Annotated in this window: 11 protein-coding genes; 5 read left to right on the plus strand and 6 right to left on the minus strand. The window is 70.6% G+C overall.

Annotation, left to right across the window (positions count from 1 at the left end):
* The first annotated feature begins 31 nt into the window (after window positions 1–31).
* The 4 genes from kynU to PV789_RS08085 all read left to right on the plus strand — a co-directional run bounded on the left by kynU (window position 32) and on the right by PV789_RS08085 (window position 4,611).
* Window positions 32–1,270 (plus strand): kynureninase, encoded by a 1,239-nt coding sequence (gene kynU, locus PV789_RS08070; protein WP_274976830.1) that lies wholly within the window; start codon window positions 32–34, stop codon window positions 1,268–1,270.
* Between the two features lie 726 nt (window positions 1,271–1,996).
* Window positions 1,997–2,881 (plus strand): hypothetical protein, encoded by an 885-nt coding sequence (locus PV789_RS08075; RefSeq protein WP_274976831.1) that lies wholly within the window; start codon window positions 1,997–1,999, stop codon window positions 2,879–2,881.
* Window positions 2,882–3,239: 358 nt separating this feature from the next.
* Window positions 3,240–3,677, plus strand: a complete 438-nt coding sequence (locus tag PV789_RS08080; RefSeq protein WP_274976832.1) for an Lrp/AsnC family transcriptional regulator — start codon at window positions 3,240–3,242, stop codon at window positions 3,675–3,677.
* A gap of 142 nt (window positions 3,678–3,819) precedes the next feature.
* The gene (locus tag PV789_RS08085) at window positions 3,820–4,611 is read left to right on the plus strand and encodes a PhzF family phenazine biosynthesis protein (RefSeq protein WP_274976833.1); all 792 of its coding nucleotides are present in this window, start codon (window positions 3,820–3,822) and stop codon (window positions 4,609–4,611) included.
* Window positions 4,612–5,148: 537 nt separating this feature from the next.
* Here the strand turns inward: PV789_RS08085 and PV789_RS08090 are convergent.
* Genes PV789_RS08090 through PV789_RS08115 form a run of 6 tightly spaced genes read right to left on the minus strand, consistent with a single transcriptional unit; the run spans window position 5,149 to window position 12,891 of the window.
* Window positions 5,149–6,372: a beta-ketoacyl-[acyl-carrier-protein] synthase family protein gene (locus PV789_RS08090; RefSeq protein ID WP_274976834.1), complete on the minus strand. Its 1,224-nt coding sequence runs from the start codon at window positions 6,370–6,372 to the stop codon at window positions 5,149–5,151.
* A complete protein-coding gene (locus tag PV789_RS08095; RefSeq protein WP_274976835.1) occupies window positions 6,372–8,516 on the minus strand; it encodes an ABC transporter permease family protein in 2,145 nt (714 codons plus the stop codon). The genes PV789_RS08090 and PV789_RS08095 overlap by 1 nt, the downstream gene beginning before the upstream one ends.
* Window positions 8,510–9,199, minus strand: a complete 690-nt coding sequence (locus PV789_RS08100) for an ABC transporter ATP-binding protein (protein WP_274976836.1) — start codon at window positions 9,197–9,199, stop codon at window positions 8,510–8,512. The genes PV789_RS08095 and PV789_RS08100 overlap by 7 nt, the downstream gene beginning before the upstream one ends.
* The gene (locus tag PV789_RS08105; RefSeq protein WP_274976837.1) at window positions 9,196–10,410 is read right to left on the minus strand and encodes an SAM-dependent methyltransferase; all 1,215 of its coding nucleotides are present in this window, start codon (window positions 10,408–10,410) and stop codon (window positions 9,196–9,198) included. The genes PV789_RS08100 and PV789_RS08105 overlap by 4 nt, the downstream gene beginning before the upstream one ends.
* Complete coding sequence (locus tag PV789_RS08110) at window positions 10,407–11,852, minus strand: aminotransferase class I/II-fold pyridoxal phosphate-dependent enzyme (protein WP_274976838.1); 1,446 nt, start codon at window positions 11,850–11,852, stop codon at window positions 10,407–10,409. The genes PV789_RS08105 and PV789_RS08110 overlap by 4 nt, the downstream gene beginning before the upstream one ends.
* 37 nt (window positions 11,853–11,889) lie before the next feature.
* On the minus strand, window positions 11,890–12,891 hold the full coding sequence (locus tag PV789_RS08115) for a glycosyltransferase (protein ID WP_274976839.1): 1,002 nt from the start codon (window positions 12,889–12,891) through the stop codon (window positions 11,890–11,892).
* A gap of 780 nt (window positions 12,892–13,671) precedes the next feature.
* Here PV789_RS08115 and PV789_RS08120 point away from each other — a divergent pair.
* Window positions 13,672–15,423: an ABC-ATPase domain-containing protein gene (locus PV789_RS08120; protein WP_274976840.1), complete on the plus strand. Its 1,752-nt coding sequence runs from the start codon at window positions 13,672–13,674 to the stop codon at window positions 15,421–15,423.
* Window positions 15,424–15,565 lie beyond the last annotated feature (142 nt).

The raw sequence follows: 15,565 nt of genomic DNA on the forward strand, positions 1-15,565 counted from the left end.
CCACCCGCCGCCACGAGGAAGCAGGACCCCGATGACCCCCGCCACCCGCGCGGACTGTGCCGCGCTCGACGCGGCCGACCCCCTCGCCTCCTTCCGGGAGGAGTTCGTCCTCCCCGAGGGCCTGGTCTACCTGGACGGCAACTCGCTGGGCGCGCTGCCGCGCTCCACCCCCGGCCGGGTCGCCGACATGATCGAACGCGAGTGGGGGCGCGACCTCATCCGCAGCTGGAACGACGCCGGGTGGTGGGACAAGCCGCGCACCCTGGGCGCCAAGATCGCGCCGCTGGTCGGCGCGGCGGCCGACGAGGTGGTCGTCGGCGACGGGACCTCGGCCAACCTGTTCAAGACCCTGGTCGCGGCGCTGCGCATGTCCGACCGCTCGGTGGTGCTGGGCGAGGCGGGCAACTTCCCCACCGACCTGTACGTCGCGGAGGGGGCGGCCTCGCTGACGGGCGCCACGCAGAGGCGCGTGGACCCCGACGGCCCCGGGCTGGCCCGGGACCTGGAGCGGGGCGACGTCGCTGTCCTGCTGCTCAGCCACGTGGACTACCGCAGCGGCACCCTGCGCGACATGCCCGGCATCACCCGCCTGGCCCACGAGCACGGCGCCCTGGTGGTCTGGGACCTGTGCCACAGCGCGGGCGCGGTCCCCGTCGACCTGTCCGGCAGCGGCGCCGACTTCGCGGTGGGGTGCACCTACAAGTACCTCAACGCGGGTCCGGGCGCCCCCGCGTTCCTGTACGCCGCACGCCGCCACCACGCCGCAGCCGACCAGCCCCTGAGCGGCTGGCACGGGCACGCGCGCCCCTTCGACTTCACCGCGGACTACGAGCCCGCCGAGGGGGTGTCGCGCTTCCTGAGCGGTTCGCAGCCGCTGGTGGCCGACGCCGCCCTGGAGGCGAGTCTGGACGTGTGGGCGCGGGCGGACATGGAACTGGTGCGCGCCAAGAGCCTGGCCATGACCGACCTGTTCCTGGAGCGCGCGGCCCGGGCGGGGATCTCCTCGATCACCCCGGCGGAGCACGCGCGGCGCGGCAGCCAGGTGGCCCTGGTGCAGCCGGAGGAGGGCGCCGGGTACCCGATCGTGCAGGCGCTCATCGCGCGCGGTGTGGTCGGCGACTTCCGCGCCCCCGACGTCATGCGGTTCGGGTTCACCCCGCTCTACCTGCGCTACGTCGACGTGTGGGACGCCGCGCAGGCCCTGCTGGAGGTCGTGGAGACGGGGGAGTGGCGCCATGAGCGCTTCTCCCGCCGGGGCCGGGTGACCTGAGATCCGGCGTCCCGGCCCTGGGCCCGGCCGCCGGACCGTCGTGGCGGCCGTGCCCGGCGGCCGGGCGGCCCTCCGGGCCCCTTCGCCCGTGTCCGGAGCCGGTCGGGGCGGCGCTGACCGTTCCCGTATGTGCGTTTTGCGTGGTCTTGACCACGTTCGCCGGTAACCCGCCATCCTCCCCGTCCGTCGCCGCGACCCGGAGCGCGGGGCTCCGCGGCCGTCCGCGTGCGGGTGGAGCCGAAGCTATGACGAGGGCCACGGAAAGGCCCCTCCGCTGCCCCGGGGCGGTCCGTAAATCCCCTGCCACCGGGGCTTTTCGCGTTTTCGGTCCCTCGCACGCCCCGTTTCGTAACGTATTGCGAGAGACACGCAAAGTCATTTTACCTCGGGGGATTGCGCGCTTTGCCTAAACGTGGGTTAGTGTCCTCGTGATCGGTTCGTTATTGCTGTTTGACGAACCGATGCCGAGCCCTTGACCGGCCGAGAGCCGCAAGGGAGTCGAGACCTCTTTCCCCGGGGACAGGGCCGCGCGAATCCACGCGCCTGCGCCAGCGGAGAAGCCGAATCCCATCGGTACATCCCGTTCCCGCCCGCCACTCGCCGCCAGCGACGCGGGAGAACCCTGCCTTGACCACGCCCTCGCGGGGGCGCACCGAGCGTGCCCGCACGCCGGGCGAGTCATGCCCGCGGTCTTCTCGGCCCTGTCGTCAACCTGGCTTCCTACTTATGAGCAACGACACTCCCATTCAGCACGGCGAAGTTACCGCGACCTACTTCTGGGACGACGGTTCCGGCATCAACGGGGACACAGGAGCCCCCGCGAGCGGGGAACCCATGCAGAAGGGCCTTTTCTCCAGCCCCAGTTGGCCGCTCGGCACCGAGGGCTATGTCGTCTACGAGGGCAAGAAAGCCGAGTTCTTCATCGGCGACCGGGGCCCGGGCGCCCCCTCCGAGGGTTGTGACGTCCTCCTCGACATGGACGGCAAGACCTTCGCCGAGATCACGGGCGAGACCTGGAACGACAGCAACTACACCGTCAGCGGCGGCAACGGCCACCTCGAGGTGGAGTACTACATCACCAAGTGGGGCGACGGCGCGGGCACCGAGGGCGCACCGCACCCCTTCCAGCAGCCCGGCAACAAGTGCGAGGACGCGGTCTCCCCGATCCCCGAGGACGCCCTTCCCGAGGAGGAGACCGAGGAGCCCGCCGAGGAGAGCGCGCAGAAGAGCGAGGAGAGCGAGGAGCCCGCCCCGAAGAAGGACGAGGGCGAGCCCGAGCAGAGCGCCGAGGAGGAGCAGCCCGAGGAGGGCGCCGCCGAGGACGGGAACGGGGACGGCGACGGCGGCGTGACCGCCGAGACCGCGGCCAACGACCTGTCCGGCTTCCAGCTCATGGGCTCCGACGGCGTCATCAGCGGCACCGGGCTGCTGGCCCTGGCCCTCATCCCGGCCGTGCTGCTCGCCGTGCTCTTCGCCTGGACGCGCCGCCCGTCCGGCGCCCACGCCGGAGCCGAGGACGACGGCGGAAGCCTGACGGACGCGAGCAGCGGCCGTCACAGCCTGGGCACGCGGCTCAACTCCGTGATCGACAGGCTGCGCGGTGGGCGCTGACCCGCACAGGACGGCCCGTCGGCCGGGACACGTGTTCCGGCGCACCGCGGGGGCCGCGGCCGACCGGCCGCGGCCCCCGTTCGCGTCCGCGGCAGGGGGGTCCGCACCGGCAGGTACGCCGTTCAGGTCTCGCGCGGCCCGCGGGCCGGGGCCGACACCGGTCCACGGGGCGCACCGCCTCCGTCGAGGGGAGGAGCCGGACCGGATCGCTCATCGGTGCGCTTCATGTCTTGAATATGAGGTGAATCACCCCATATTGTCGATAAGTCCATCCGGATACTGGACGAAATGCCCAGTAGTGCGGCGCGACGGCCCGGATGTTCTCCGTCGATGATCGTGTGAGCGGTATGAGGTAAGCATGGCCGTGCAGTTGGACGACACCGACCGTCGCATCATCTCCCTGCTCCGCCACGACGGGCGCATGTCCATCCGCGCGGTCGCCGAACAGGCGCACATCTCCCGCGCCAACGCCTACTCGCGCCTCGAACGCCTGCGCTCGGAGGGCGTCATCCGCGGCTTCACCGCCGTCATCGACCCCGAGAAGTACGGCACCGCCCTGTCGGCCTACGTGTCGGTGCGCATCGAGCAGCACTCCTGGGAACGCTTCCGCGGCTACCTGCGCGACATCCCCGAGGTCGACCACGCCGCGCTCGTCTCCGGGGACGTGGACCTGCTCCTGCTGGTCCGTGTCACCGACGCCGCGGCCCTGCGCACCTTCGTCCTCGAACGCCTCCAGCGCATCCCCGAGGTCAAGAGCACGCAGACCATGTTCATCCTGGACGAGCCGCCGCTCTAGGCAGTGTTTTTTGGACCTCCGCTCCGCTTCGGCCCGCCCGTCGCCCGCCATCGCCCGTCGGGGACGCTGCGCGTCGGGACGGGCCACCGCCCCGCGAAGCGGCCCTTGGGGCGGCGCCGGGGAGGGTCCTAGTCTGGGCCCCATGCCTGAGTACCGCGTGGTCGACGCCTTCACCGACCGGCCCCTGGCCGGGAACCCCGCCGCCGTCCTGGTCCTGGACGAGGCCTACTCCGACGACTGGGCCCAGGGTGTGGCCGCCGAGTTCAACCTGTCCGAGACCGCCTTCGCCCGGCCCGTGCGGGAGTCCGACGCCGACTACGAGCTGCGCTGGTTCACCCCCACCGTCGAGGTCGACCTGTGCGGGCACGCCACCCTGGCCACCGCCCACACCCTGTCCGAACTCGGTGTCCCCGGCCCCTACCGCTTCACCACCCGCAGCGGCGTCCTCACCGTCACCGAGCGGGACGGGCGGCTGTGGATGGACTTCCCCGCCGCGTGGCCCAAGCGCGTCGAGGAGCCCGAGGGGCTGGCCGAGGCCCTGGGCTCGCGCCCCCTGTGGACCGGCCTGGGCCTCGGCGGCCAGGACCTGCTGGTCGAGCTCGCCGACGAGGAGGCCGTGCGCGGGCTGTCGCCCGACATCGCCGCGCTGGGGCGGATGCCGTACCACCTGGTCATCGTCACCGCCCGGGCCGACGAGGGCCCCGACTTCGTCTCCCGGGTCTTCGGCCCCAACGTCGGCGTGCCCGAGGACCCGGTCACCGGCAGGGCGCACACCGTGCTCACCCCGTTCTGGGCCGACCGCCTGGGCCGCAGCGAGCTGAGCGCCCACCAGGCCTCCGCGCGCGGCGGCGACCTGCTGGTGGAGGAGCGCAACGGGCGGGTGATCATCGGCGGCGAGGCGGTCACCGTGGCCACCGGCACGCTGTTCCTCTAGGGCCCCGGCCAGCCCGCGAACCCCCCGGGGCGCGGGTTCCGGCCGTGCGGGCGGCGTGGCCGGGCGGGGACGGAATGTGAGCGCGGGGACGGGAGGAATCCGGGTTTCCCCCTCACAGGGCCCCGAGTTCCGGTAGAACTGGTCCGAGGCACCTCCCCACCCCTCCCGGGGAGGTGCCCGCCGCGGCCCCTCCGGCACACCCCCTTGGTATCGGGGGGCCGCGGCGCACCCCCCGGAAGACCGGCCCCGCCGCCCCAGCGGGGCCGGTCCTCTCCGGCGGACGGCCACCGTTGCGGCGTTGCCGGCGGAGCCGTCCCACCGGCGCCGCCCGCGTCCACTCCCGGACCGGGCGCCCGCGCCGGGGCGCCGCCCGCCCGGGCGGGCGGGACCGCGGGATTCAGGGCGCGCTGAACCCCCGGTCCTCCTCCGGGCGGGCGACGACCGGAGCGCCCGGTGGCGGTTGCCCGCGGGCCCTCTGCGGTGGTTCCGCCCAACGCCCCCCGGTGACCGGCCCCGCCGCCCCCCGGGGCCGCTCCCTCACCCCGCCCGGGACAGGAGGAGCGAGGAGTTCTGCCCGCCGAAGGCGAAGGAGTTCGACAGGGCCAGTCCGTCGGGCATCGGCTGCGGGTCCCCCAGGAGCAGGTTGATGTCGATGTCGGGGTCCACGTCGTCCTTGCTCACGTTCAGGGTGGGAACGGCCACGCCCCTGCCGAGGCTGAGCAGGCACACGATCGCCTCCAGCGCGCCCGCCGCTCCGAGCGGATGGCCGTAGTAGGACTTGGTCGACGACACCAGCGGCCGGTGCGGGAACAGGGACGCGATCGCCGACGCCTCCGTCCGGTCGTTGAGCTGGGTGGACGTGCCGTGCGCGTTGACGTATCCGACCTCGGACACCCCGTGGTCGGACCCCGGCGAGAACAGCCCCGCCATCGCACGGGTGACTCCGTCCAGGTCGGGGGCGAGCAGCGAACCCGCGTCCGAGGTGCCGTGGTAGCCCACCACCTCGCCGAGGACGGGCGCGCCCCGCCGCCGCGCGTGCTCCCACGACTCCAGGACGAGGACCCCCGCGCCCTCCGCCATCACGAACCCCGAGCGGTTCCCGGAGAAGGGCACCGACGCGCCGTCGGGATCGGACGAGGACGTCATGGCGCCCAGTTTCCTGAACGGTTCGAGGACCTGGTCGATGACACAGGCCTCAGCGCCCCCGGCGACGGCCACTTCCAGGTCGCCCGCGCGCACCCTCCGGAACGCCTCGCCGATCGCCACGCTGCCCGAGGCGCACGCGGAGGCGTAGCTGAGCGCCTCGCCCCGCAGCCCGAACTCGATGGAGATGTTCGCCGCGATCATGTTCATGAGCCCCTTGGGCACGATCAGGGGGGAGATCTCCCGCACCCCGTGGACGGCCCCGTCGCCGAACTCGGAGGCGAGGGTCTGCACACCGCCGATCGAGCTGCCCATGAACAGGCCCACCCCGTGGAGCACCTCGGGCAGACCGAGCAGGCCCGCACCGGTCAGGGCCTCCTCCGAGGCGCGCAGCGCCAGGCGGGTGACCCGGTCGGTGTGGCGGCGGACGCGGGTGGGGAACCCCTCCTCCCAACCGTCGGGCACCCGGGCGACGAGGGTCACGCCCTCGATGTCCGGTTCGGTGAAGTTCGTCCTGCCGTCGAGCAGCGATCCCCAGAACTCCTCCGTGTCAGCGCCGATCGGGCTCACCACGCCGGTACCGGTCACCACGACGCGTCGTTTCGTTTCGGACACCATCAACTCCTTCTCAGGCGGGATCGCGACCTGATGAGGACGACCGCGAACAGCACGAGCACGGTCGAGCAGGTCAGGGCGAACGGCAGATAGGACGTGCTCGCGGGGACGAAGGTGACGAAGGTGGACATGATCCGGTCGAAGAACGCCCGGACCACGGCCGAGGCGGCGAACGCGGTCAGAGCGACGAGCGACACGACCAGGGGAACCGTGTAGCCGAACACCGCCCGGTTGAGGACGCCGGGCGAGTAGCCGTTCATCCGCATGATCCGGACGAACTCGCCCTGGGTGGCGAAGGTGAAGCGGTAGATGGACAGGAGCATGATGGCCAGAAGGGCCACCGCGATACCGATGAGCAGCGACACCTGGATGTTGATGATCTCGACGATGCTCTCCCCGGAGGAGGCGATGCTCTCCCGCGAGACCGAGGGGACCGCGTCGTGCAGGTCGGGGTGGCGCGACCCGGTGAACGCGACCGGGACGGACGGGGCCCGCGTTCCGGAGTCCTCGATCCGCTGGTCCTCGGGGACGTACACCAGCGCGGAGGTCGCGTTGTCGGTGACGGCGCCGACCTCCAGCGTGTACTCGGCCCCGCCCTCGATGTCGGTGAACCGGAGTTCGCTGCCCTCGCCCACCCCGTACTTGTCGGCGAACGCCTCGGTGACGGTGGGTTCGTCCACCTCACCGAAGAAGCGCGAGTCCGACGGTACGGAGAACACCATCTGCGCGACGTGCTCGTCGTCGTACAGGGTGGTGAGCCGGGCGAGTTCGTCCTCGTCCCGTTCCAGGCCCGCTTCGGCCACGGCGTCAGACAGCACGTACATGTACTCGTAGTCGGTGTCCGTTTCGAGCATCGCCACGTACTCGTCCACCGAGATCTTCAGCATGAACGAGAAGTTCACGAAGAGGCTGACGATCAGCACGAGCGCGACCAGGGACAGCGGCTCCCGGGGGTTGCGCAGGGCCTTGACCAGCCGTAGCCGCAGCCCGAAGTCGGGGATGAACCGCAGCCCCGAGGTGGACACGCGGGGCTCCCGGCGTGCCCTGCGGCGCCGGCGGGGCCTTCGGTGGACCGTCCGGTAGCAGGCGTAGTCCACGAGGAGCAGCACGGCGAGGGTGACCAGGGAGACGGCGACCAGCACCGGGACGTCGACCGAGAGCGGCGGATAGTTGTAGAGCCTGCCGTTGATCGACATGATCGGTGTCGCCGCCACCGCCGTCAGGGCCGTGCACACGACCCAGGCCGCGACGAGTGTGAACACCGTCTCGACCCGGTAGTGCCCGCGCAGGCGGGAGGCGAGCCCGAGCCGCTCGAAGGTGGCGATGTCGCGTTGTTCCCTCCTGCGTGTCTCGAAGTGGTACACGGACACCAGGGCGACGATGATGGCCGTGAAGATGACGAAGATGAGCGCGGCCAGGTCGCGCGGGGCGGCGGAGTCTCCGATGACCTGCTGGATCCGGGAGTTGTTGTCCGAGTCGCGTATGAGCGAGGGAGCGTACTCGTCGATGACGGACGCGACGTCGGTGCGCTCGTCGAAGGAGAACTGCAGGGTCGCCTCGTCGAGGAACTCCGCGTCGAAGGTGTCGCCGGTGACGAACGCCATGCCGAAATCGTCCGCGTTCGGCTGGAGGACCAGTTCGCTGCTCTTGGTGGTCATGTAGTCGGGCGCGGTCGCGAAGCCGACCACTTCGAGGTCGAGGGACCCGACGGTGACGCGGTCGCCGACCTCCAGCCCGTGGGCGTTCGCGTACTGCTCGTCGAGCAGCACGTCGTCGTCGGCCTCCAGGTCCCGTCCGGCGACCACCGCGTGCAGGTTGATCGACTCCCGGGGAGGGAACAGCCGCAGGGTGGAGTCGTCGGGTCCCGGCACGTCGGCGCTGAGCACCGACTCCACTCCGTCGGCCACCTCACCCCGTACCTGCTCCCCCTCCCCGCCGTCGGCGACGAAGTACCCCTCCTCCTGGTTGTTCTCCTCGGCGAAGCGTTCGAGGTCGCCGAGCACGCTCGTGGACGCCACGAAGAAGGAGTTGCTCAGGGTGAACCCGATGACCGTGATGAGGAAGAGCGTCACGAGCTCGGGCCAGTTGCGTCTCGCCCGTCGCCGTACCCGCTTGCGCAGCGTGTCGCGGAGGGCGGGGCTCACCATGCGACCGACGAGGCGTCCACGGGGGCCAGGCTCCGGTCGTCGGAGACGACACGGCCGTCGTGCAGGCGCACGACCTGGTGGGAGATCCCCGTGACCAGCTCGTTGTGCGTGATCATCACGATGGTGACACCGAACCGCAGGGTCAGGTCCTGGAGCACCGAGAAGACCTCGCGGGTCGACACCGTGTCGAGCGCGCCCGTGGGCTCGTCGCAGAACAGGATCGCGCACTCCTTGTTGAGCGCCCTCAGGATCGCGCACTTCTGCCGCTGGCCGCCGGAGCACTCACCGGGGAAGCTGTCCACCACGCCGCGCAGGTTCCAGCCGTCGATCAGCTCGTCCACCTTCGGGATGAGCGGCCGGTCGAGCACGATGTTCTCGTGCAGCGTCAGGTCCCCGATCAGGTTGTACTCCTGGAAGACGAACGCGATCTCGTCGCGGCGGAAGCGGTCGACCTCCCGGCGCGACAGGGAGTGGACGTCGCGGTCGGCGACGGTGACGGTGCCGGAGTCGATCCCCTCCAAACCGGACAGGCAGTTGAGGAGTGTGGACTTCCCGGATCCGGACGGGCCGAGGATGGTGCACAGCGTCGCCTCCTCGATCTTCAGGGACACCCCCTTGAGCACCGTGGTGCCGTGCTCCCCGCCGACGGGGAACGACTTGACCAGGTTCTCCGCCGCGATCACGAGACGCCCTCCGCCCGCCGCACGAGCAGGAAGTACGAGTAGTACATGCTGTCGGCCGGAACGATCTCCTCCACGGCCAGGCCGGCCTCCGAGAGCTGGTCCTGGAGTGTGCTCCAGTAGGCCACCGACCGGAAGTCCGACAGCACGCGGTTGAGGAGGGCCTCGGCCTTGACCAGGGAGTTGCCCACACCGGACAGGTAGAGCTGGGTGCCCGGCACCGGGGAGGTCGAGCGTACGAGGACCTCCTGGACGTCCTCGAAGTCGGGGAAGTACTGGCCGATGACGTAGGTGCCCGTCGGCGACAGGACCTCACGGACCCTGCGGAAGAACGGGACGCGTTCCTCCTCGGGCATGTAGAAGATCATGAAGCTGCTCAGGACCATGTCGAAGCGGTCGGTGGTGTCGTGGTCGGTGAACCGGACCGGTTCCACGCGTGTGTTCGGATGCCCGGACAACCGCTCGCGTGTGGCGTCGGCGACCTTCACCTGGGGTTCCAGGCCGACCATCCGGGCGGTGGGCAGGGTGGAGAGCACCGAGCTCATGTGCAGGCCGTCACCGCAGCCGATGTCCAGGACGGACGCGGGGGAGAGACGGCGGCAGAGCCGTTCGAACGAGCGCTTCGTGTAGAGCTCGTAGGCCAGGGCACCGAGGTCGGAGTAGAACTTCTCGGAGAAGGAGGGCGCGACCTGGGCGTCGAACCCCATGCCCTCCAGTTCGAGGATGTACCGGCTGAGGACGATCAGGTAGCGCACGTCCGGCCGGTGCAGCGGCCCGGACTCCCCGTCCGCCTCGGCCTTGCGGATGAGCCCTCGGACGAACACGTAGTCCTTCTCGGCTTCGGCGCGCGGGCGCGTGGCCGAGTCGCCGCCGAAGCCGGCGAACCCGGTGGTGTAGGCGGGTTCGGGGACGACGGCGCCGTCCACCCGTGCGGCGACGCCCAGTTCCAGGGCGAGCCGGAGGAAGTCGTCGAGGATGCGGGGGTCCGTGTCCGGGCGCGCGGACAGGTCGCCGTCGGGGAACTCCCGGTCCATGAGGGTGAGCACGATGTGCCGCAGGAACCCCTGGAGCTTGGACAGGAGGAGGAGCTGGAGCAGGGGTCCGCCGCGCAGGCCCAGCCCGTTCGCCGCCGCCAGCGCCGCGCGGACGACGGGCGTCTGCCGGGAGCGCAGGGCCAGGTTGTGCCGCCTGAGGGCGATCTCGCTGTGCCTCATCGGACGGCCTCCAGCTCGTTCAGGGCCTTGAAGGTCACCTCGAGGTCCTCCTCGGTGTGCAGGCGGGACAGGAAGAAGCGGAGCCTGGCCTCGTCCTCCCGGACCGCCGGGTGCAGGATGGGCGCCACGTTGATGCCGCTGACGTGCAGCTGTTCGGAGAACCTCAGGGCGAGGGCGGAGTCGCCGGTGATGAGCGGGACCACGGGCGTGCCCCCGCTCCTGCCCGTGTCCAGGCCCATGTCCCTCAGGGCGCCGAGGAAGCGCTGGGAGATCTCGTGCAGCTCGTCGATCCAGTGGGGGTTCTCCTGGCACAGGCGGATCGACTCCAGGGCCGCCGCGGTGTTGGCGGGGGTCATACCCACGCTGAAGACGAAGCCGGGGAGGTTGTAGCGCAGGTACTCGACGAACCCGCGGCTTCCGGCGATGTAGCCTCCGCAGCTGTTGAAGGCCTTGCTGAGGGTGCCCATGTGGATGTCGACGCGGCGCGGGTCCACACCGAAGTGGCTGGCCACACCGCGGCCCGCGCGCCCCACGGTGCCGATCGAGTGGGCCTCGTCGATCATGAGGAAGGCGTCGTGGTGCTCCTTGATCCGCAGCAGCTCCGGCAGGGGGCACAGGTCGCCGTCCATGCTGTAGACACCCTCGACGACGATGACGACGTTGCGGAACCTGGGGCGCAGCCGTGCCAGCTCCTGTTCCAGGTTCTCCATGTCGTTGTGCTTGAAGGGCTTGCGCTTGGCGTCGGAGAGCAGCGCGCCCTGGATGAGGCTGTTGTGGGCCAGGGAGTCGTGGAGGATCAGGTCGTCCTCACCGAACAGGTTCCCCAGGATGTTGACGTTGGTGCTGTGCCCGCCGACCTGCACGAGCGCGTCGTCCACGCCGATGAAGTCGGCGATCGTGCGCTCCAGCTCCCCGTGGAGACCGATCTCGCCGCCGATGAGCCTGCTCGCCGAGACCGAGGTCCCGTGCTCCGCGACGGCGTCGTCGACGGCCTTGCGGATACGGGGGTGGCCGTTGGTGCCGAGGTAGTTGTAGCTGGAGTAGTTCACGAACGTGCGGGCGCCGACACTGATCGTGTTCGCGGCGACCCCGCGGTAGGCGGCGAAGTAGGGCAGGTCCTCCTGCCCGCGGAGGAAGTCCCCGAACTGGACGATCTTCTCCATCCGCGCGATGCCCTCGGGAGCCGCGGGGGCGTCCGCCGGGGTCTCCTCGACCAGCGCGTGCAGGCGGAGTTCGAGGTCGGCGTAGGTGATGTCGTCCTGGAAGTCCTCCCACGGGTCGATCGCGCGGATCTGGGGGTAGTTCTTGGCGAGGCTGGAGACGAGGTCCATGATCATGATCGAGTCGAACCCGAGGTCGTCGATCATGAGTTTTCCGGGGTCGATTTCGTGGGTTTCGTACGAGGCTATTTCAGCGACGGTTTTGAGCAGATCGGTACTCATGTTACTCGTGTGACTCATGGGGGCTCCAAGTCGTTCTTCACGGCTTCTGAGACACGTGTTCGTGAATGTGTTCCGCTGCTGATGCCGCCCCGTCGACCCCGGAGAGGAGTCCGCGGAGTTCCCGGGCACGGGAGCGGGTGTAGGGGTCTGTGAGGACCTTCTCCACGGCATTCCGGAAAGAGCTTCCGGAAACGTCCCCGGGGGAGACGGCGACGGCGTTTCCGAAGCGGACGCAGTCCGCCACGTTCCACCGCTGCTCCATCTGCAGACCGATTCCGACGAAGGGTTTTCCGGTCGTGACCGCGGTCTGCACGGTTCCCTCGCCCCCGTGGATCACGGAGGCGTCGATGAGGTCGCCGAGCAGGTGTGCGGGGAGGAGGCCGCGCACGTGGATGTTGTCCGCGACCTCGGGGAGGTCGCTCTCCTTCAGGTAGGAGGCGACGGGGGCGATGACGGTGACGGGCATCCGGGAGAGCTCGGCGAGGACCCGGAGCACCACCTCCCGGTTGCCGGAACTGCCCATGGCGAAGTAGACCACCGGGCGTTTCGCCCGCGCCGAGGCCTCGGCGACGCGGACCACGTCCGGAGGGACCTCCCGGTCGATCCGGGCGAAGACCGGGCCGACCAGGCGGTAGTTCGCGGGCATCCGGTAGGGGCGCAGGTAGCAGGAGAGGGAGGTGATCAGGTTGAGGTCGGCGTCGAGCGCCTGGATGGTGCGACCGGGCAGCCTGACCCCGTGCTCGCGCGCGACCGCCCGGAAGGCCGCGGGCTTGTAGGTGGTCATCCGGGCGGCTTGCCGCAGGAGGGAGGCGGCGCCGGTGTTGACCGCCCGGGGGAGCGGGCCGCCCCCTTCGACGAGCGGCAGCGACCGCGTCTGGAGGATGTGGGGCCAGCTGTAGGCGAAGGGCTTGACGTAGACGAGCGGCACGCCGGCGGCACGGGCGGAGACGAACTGGCTGAGCGTCGTGCCGATCACGACCGCCGCCGGGCGGAGCGTGCTGATGAGGGCGAGTTCGCTGGCGACGCGGGTGCGGAGCATCGCGGCGGTGAAGGGGTGCCGGACCGCCTTCCCCTGATCGACGCGGATCAGCTGGTCCGCGTCTTCGTCGGTCAGCGCGGGGGCCAGGCGGTGAAACGTGAACCCGGCCTCTCCAATGAGACCAGAGTATCTTTCGGAATACCCGGAAAAGACGCATTCATATTTTCCGCGGAGGTGCTTCGCCACCTCGATGGACCGGGTTGTCTCCGCGAGATTGAATGTCTCGGGGGCGAACAATATAACGCGCACCAGTAAACGCACCTAAGCAAAATTTATGGGACGTCCACGAAAGTAGCATTCGCGAATATAAGCGTCAAATGTGACTCAGATCACACTAAAAGTCTCATGTTTTGGAGGGCCAGGTGAGGAAGGCGTGGGGCTGGGATGTTCCGTCGGGCCCGTGCATGTTCCCTGGTGAAGTTTTTCCGTCCTCGGGGCGGAGGAATCGGTGGGTTCACGTTCTGCAGTCACTTCTTGCAGTATTTCGACCACGAAGAGAAGTGTTGGATTCGTGTTTCTCGCTTTTCTGCGGCTATGTTGCGTGCTTGTTACCGCGGGGCGGCTTCAGTGTGCCGCTGCCGGGGCGCGGGGTGTTCGCACCGGTGCGCCGCCCGGGCGGCGGGCGGGACCGCGGAGTCCAGGGCGCGCCGATTCCCGGTTCCTCGCCCGGGCGGGCGGCGACCGGAGCGCCCGGTGCGGTTGTCCACAGGCCCTCTGCGGCGGATCCGCCCAACGCCTAACCTGGCCGGAACAGAGGAAACAGACGTCTGGGGGACAGCGATGACGGGACGGTACGGGGGCGGCCAGGGGCGCCGGTACGGGGGCGGCGGGGGCCGCGGCGGCGGGCGCGCGCCCGAGCCCGAGCCGATCCGCGGCGTCCGCGACGGGGCCCGGCTCTCCGAGGAACTCCTGCGCATGGACGGCGCCTCCTACGGCCGCTACAAGTCCTTCAGGGGGGACTGGGACTTCGGCGACTTCACCCTGACCGTGCAGCGGGTCCAGGCCGACCCCTTCGCGCCGCCCTCGCGGGTGCGCGTGCTCATCCCGGACGCCGGCATCCCCAAGAGCGCCTGGGGCGACCCGGTGCGCCGCCGCGCCACCGCCGACTACCTGGGGCGGCGCGCCCGCCGGCTCCTGCGCGGATCGCTGCTCAGGATCGACACCGGAGGCCAGGAGGTGATCGAACGCTCCTCCTGCCAGCTCACCGACGGCGGCATCGACCTGCGCATCGGCATCGACCTGCCCGGCCACGGCCGCCGCATCGACGGCCGCACCGCCGAGCGGGAGCTGTGCCGCACGCTGCCCGGCCTGGTGGACGACCTGGACTGGGAGGAGGTCGACACCGAGGAGGCCGCGGCCTTCGCCGACAGCGTCGCCGACACGGTCGCCCTGCGCTCCCAGCTGGAGGAGAGGGGCCTGGTGGCCTTCGTCGCGGACGGCGCCGTGCTGCCCCGGCGCAGCGGTGTCAGCGACGAACCGATGACCGGCGGCGCCGTGCCCTTCGCCTCCCCCGAGGGCCTGCGGGTCAGCGTCGACCTGCCGCACCGGGGCACGGTGAGCGGCATGGGCGTCCCCGAGGGCATCACCCTCATCGTCGGCGGCGGCTTCCACGGCAAGTCCACCCTGCTGCACGCCCTGGAGCGCGGTGTCTACGACCACGTCCCCGGCGACGGCCGCGAACTGGTGGTGACCAGGTACGACGCCGTCAAGATCCGCGCGGAGGAGGGCCGCAGGGTCGAACGCGTGGACGTGAGCGCCTTCGTGCGCAACCTGCCCACCGGCGCCGACACGAGCGACTTCCGCACCGAGAACGCCTCCGGGTCCACCTCCCAGGCGGCCAACATCTGCGAGGCGGTCGAGGCGGGGTCGCGCACCCTGCTGGTGGACGAGGACTCCACCGCCACCAACCTGATGATCCGCGACGAGCGCATGCAGGCCCTCGTGCACGGCGACCGGGAGCCCCTGGTCCCCTTCATCGACCTCGTCCGGCCCCTGCGCCGCGACCACGGGGTGTCCACGGTCCTGGTCATGGGCGGCAGCGGCGACTACTTCGACGTCGCCGACCACGTGATCATGCTCGACGCCTACCACCCGTACGACGTCACCGAACGGGCCCGCGAGCTCGCCCACGAGCGCGTGGACGCGGACTTCGCCCTGCCGCGCCCCCGCGTGGTCGACCCCGCCTCCGTGGACGACAGCACCTCGCGGGGCCGGGGCCGGATCAAGCGCCGCGACATGGACGTGCTGGTGTTCGGCGACCACGACGTCGACGTGCGCGCGGTGGAGCAGTTCGTCGACCCCGGACAGATCACCGGCGCCGGACTGGCCCTGCGCGAGCTGGTCGCCGGACGCCACCTGGACGGCGTCCGCACCCTCGCCCAGGCGCTCGACTCCCTGGAGGAGGCCCTGGGCAGAAGGGGCGTCACCCTGCTGGGCTCCGACTTCGGCGGCGACTACGCCCTGCCCCGCCGCTTCGAGGTCGCCGCCGTCCTCAACCGGTTGCGCTCGCTGCTGGTGGCCGACCCGCGCTGAGCCGCCGACCCGCAGTGAACCGCCGGGGCGCGGTCCGGGCCGGGGTGTGGCGGTCCTCTCATGCCCCGGTTGCAGGAAGCTCCCTCCGCCGGTCGGGGTTGGTAGGGGTGTGGGTGAGCGTCCTGGCACGGCTCAGCCGGTC

The sequence above is a fragment of the Nocardiopsis camelliae genome, assembly GCF_028993595.1.
Taxonomy (GTDB): Bacteria; Actinomycetota; Actinomycetes; order Streptosporangiales; family Streptosporangiaceae; genus Nocardiopsis; species Nocardiopsis dassonvillei.